The following is a 2,929-nucleotide window of genomic DNA, read 5'->3' as shown; positions in this document are numbered from 1 at the left end:
GCAAAATCCAGAATACACCGTTGATAAACTGCCGCGTATCTCGGGCATTGCCTCCGCGCGTCCCTTTTTCGCCTATTGTGTTTGGTTTGATTTTCTCCCACGCTCTGTCGCTTATATCATGTCGATGCTGTTCCCTCGCCATTTTTCTGCCCTCCTGCTACTTTGAGGACTATTATAGCACATTTCTATTGACGACACAACCTTAAGGAGTTTGGCGGCGAAAAAATGACCGGCGCCATTCGGAAAAAGGCGGAGGATCTGATGCGCAGCGAAGTGGCCGCTTATGATTCCTACCTGCGGGGCGAGTGCTACGGCTTTGAGCTTTACAAAAACGGCGAGCTGTCGGATAGCTGCTGGGGCTTCATGGGTGACCTGGACGATGCCTGTAAGGATATGGCTGCATATCTCCCGGAGGGCTGTAAGGATATGGTGACGCATTTAGAGGAACAGAGCCACCCGGCCACCATCATTAAGACGCTTTTGAAACATGCGAAAATCCAGGTGGACCAGGCAGCAAAAGCCTTTGAGCACGCCCCGCGCCAGCAGGTGATTGGGGACGCCCGTTAAACAGGTATTTCCTATTTATAATTACAGATTCTATCAGGAAGGAGGATGCTTATGCAGGAAGATTTGGAACAGCGGACCGTATCGGTCTCCATCCAGGCGGCGAAGCTGTCCGGGCGGGTGCTGCGCTCTGCCATTGCCGCCGTGCTCCAGAAGATGGAGCAGGAACGCACGACCCCGAAAGTCGGCAGGAACAGCATGAAACGGCTGACCTGTAAGGACCCCGGAGCCAACACCATTGAAGTCTCCGGCAGAATCCGCTCCTTTGAGCGGTACGCCAGGAAACACCAGGTCCGCTACCATATTGAAAAAGAGCTGGGGACTGACCCGCCTAAATGGACGGTCTATTTCAAAGCGAACCAGGCGGACGCGCTGACGGCAGCTTTTAAGGAATATACCCAGAAAGACCTTGCCCGGAGCGCCAGGCCGTCTCTGCTCTCCCAGCTCCATAAATTCAAGGAGCTGGCACAGGCTCTTGGCCGTGACCGGGTGAAGAATAAGGAACACGGAGGGCCGGAACGTTGAAAATAGATACCGATACCCTGAAAAAGCAGGTGATCCTCCACCTGCCCTATCTCCTGTTCCTTCTGGTATTTGCGAAGCTGGGGCAGGCGGTGCGCCTTGCCCCCGGAGCGGACGCCTCACAGAAACTGTTAGGACTGTCCGAGGGTTTTACACTTGCCTTTCAGAGCATGTGGCCGGGTGCAGCGATGGACTGGCTTGTTGGTCTCTGCGGTGCCGCCGTAGTGAGGCTGGCGGTATATGTGAAAGGAAAAAATGCAAAAAAGTACCGCAAAGATGTGGAATACGGCTCTGCACGGTGAGGTGCATAATCTTAACTGTAAGCAACACCTATATTGACGCAGGAGGATATGCACATGAATGATTACAGCAAAATCACAGCCCTTTACTCCCGCCTATCCGTGGGGGACGAGGACAGGGACGGCGGCGAAAGCAACAGCATACAGAACCAGAAGAAATTTCTGGAAAGCTACGCCAGACAGTTAAAATTAACCAATATCCGGCACTACATTGATGACGATGAAAGCGGCAGATTTTTTGACCGTTCTGCCTACTCCCGCATGATTGAGGACGTGGAAAACGGCAAAATCGGTGTGTGCATTATGAAAGACATGACCCGCTGGGGGCGCGACTATCTCCAAGTGGGAAACGCTATGGAGATTTTCAGACGGAACAACGTGCGCTTTATCGCGGTAAACAACGGAATAGACAGCGAAAAGCCCGACACGTTGGAGTTTGCGCCGTTCATCAACATCATGTCAGAATGGTATGCAAGGGACATCAGCAAGAAAGTAAAAACGGGTATCCGCACAAAAGGCACAAGCGGAAAGCCAATCGCAACCGAAGCCCCATACGGCTATGTAAAAGACCCCGACAATAAAGATTTCTGGTTGATTGACGAAGAAGCCGCCGAAGTTGTCCGCCTTATTTTCCGCCTGTTTCTGGACGGGAAAAACCGAAACCAAATCTCCATTTATCTGAAAAATGAGCAAATTCCAACGCCCACTTTCTACATGAAAGACCGGGGGCGGGGAACTTGTAAAAACAAGCCGCTGAACGAGGAAAACCGCTACAAATGGAACAAAGCCACGCTGACCCATATCCTCACAAGGCAGGAGTATTGCGGTGATGTGGTGAACTTCAAGACCACAAAGCATTTCCGGGATAAACGAAACCACTATGTAGACAGAAGCCAGTGGCACATTACAGAAAACGTCCATGCGCCGATTATTGACCGCACCGATTTTGAGAACGTACAGCGGATTCTGGAAAACATTCCCGTCAAGCGACCAAATGGGGACGGGGAAATCCACCCTTTGTCGGGCTTGCTTTTCTGTAAGGACTGCGGCGCAAAAATGCACATACGGATAGATTACAGGAACGGCGGCAAACGGCACGTTGCCTATTGCAGTGAGTACCACAAGGGAAAAGCCAGAAACCCGAAGTGCAATTCCCCGCACATCATGGACGCGGATTTACTCATGCAGACCGTTTCGGAGGTGCTGAAAAAAATTGCGGATGATTTTGTCAATATGAGTTGACACAATTCACGCAAGGAATATAGGATCTAAGCAGCAGCCGCAGTGAGGGACAGATAGAAGCGCTCTCTCTTGACAGCGGGTGGAAGGCCGCCGTTGGCGGAGCAGATACGGCGGTTGTTCCAGTAGCTCATAAAGTAACGCCAAATAAGAGATCTGAGTTCCTCCACGGTCAGCTGTTCAGTGTCCAGGCGGTCATAGAACAGTTCGCTCTTCATCCTGGCCCACATACTCTCGCAGCGGGCGTTGTCGTGGCATCGGCCGCCGGCACGATTCATGCTCTGGCGGATGTCGTATTGGGTGAC

The 2,929-nt window shown here is 51.9% G+C and carries 3 protein-coding genes and 3 pseudogenes; 4 read left to right on the top strand and 2 right to left on the bottom strand.

Annotated features, from left to right (window positions below):
• Nucleotides 1-142 (bottom strand): annotated as a pseudogene (locus C814_RS24225) (IS5/IS1182 family transposase); the annotation flags it as partial.
• Between the two features lie 83 nt (nucleotides 143-225).
• Here C814_RS24225 and C814_RS17070 point away from each other — a divergent pair.
• The 4 genes and pseudogenes from C814_RS17070 to C814_RS17055 form a co-directional block, all read left to right on the top strand.
• Nucleotides 226-567, top strand: a complete 342-nt coding sequence (locus C814_RS17070) for a hypothetical protein (protein WP_016316649.1) — start codon at nucleotides 226-228, stop codon at nucleotides 565-567.
• Nucleotides 568-618: 51 nt separating this feature from the next.
• Nucleotides 619-1,089: a PcfB family protein gene (locus C814_RS17065; RefSeq protein ID WP_004056082.1), complete on the top strand. Its 471-nt coding sequence runs from the start codon at nucleotides 619-621 to the stop codon at nucleotides 1,087-1,089.
• A pseudogene (locus C814_RS17060) lies at nucleotides 1,086-1,385 on the top strand (type IV secretory system conjugative DNA transfer family protein); the annotation flags it as partial. The gene C814_RS17065 and the pseudogene C814_RS17060, both read left to right, overlap by 4 nt.
• A gap of 57 nt (nucleotides 1,386-1,442) precedes the next feature.
• Nucleotides 1,443-2,606: pseudogene (locus C814_RS17055) on the top strand (recombinase family protein); the annotation flags it as partial.
• A 47-nt stretch (nucleotides 2,607-2,653) separates the two neighbouring features.
• Here C814_RS17055 and C814_RS17050 read toward each other — a convergent pair.
• The coding region (locus C814_RS17050) for an integrase core domain-containing protein (protein ID WP_016316646.1) at nucleotides 2,654-2,929 on the bottom strand (276 nt) is incomplete at its 5' end.

It is taken from the genome of Anaerotruncus sp. G3(2012) (assembly GCF_000403395.2).
Lineage (GTDB): Bacteria > Bacillota > Clostridia > Oscillospirales > Ruminococcaceae > Anaerotruncus.
Note: the sequence above shows the minus strand (reverse complement) of the source record. Positions and strands in the feature narration are given on the sequence as shown.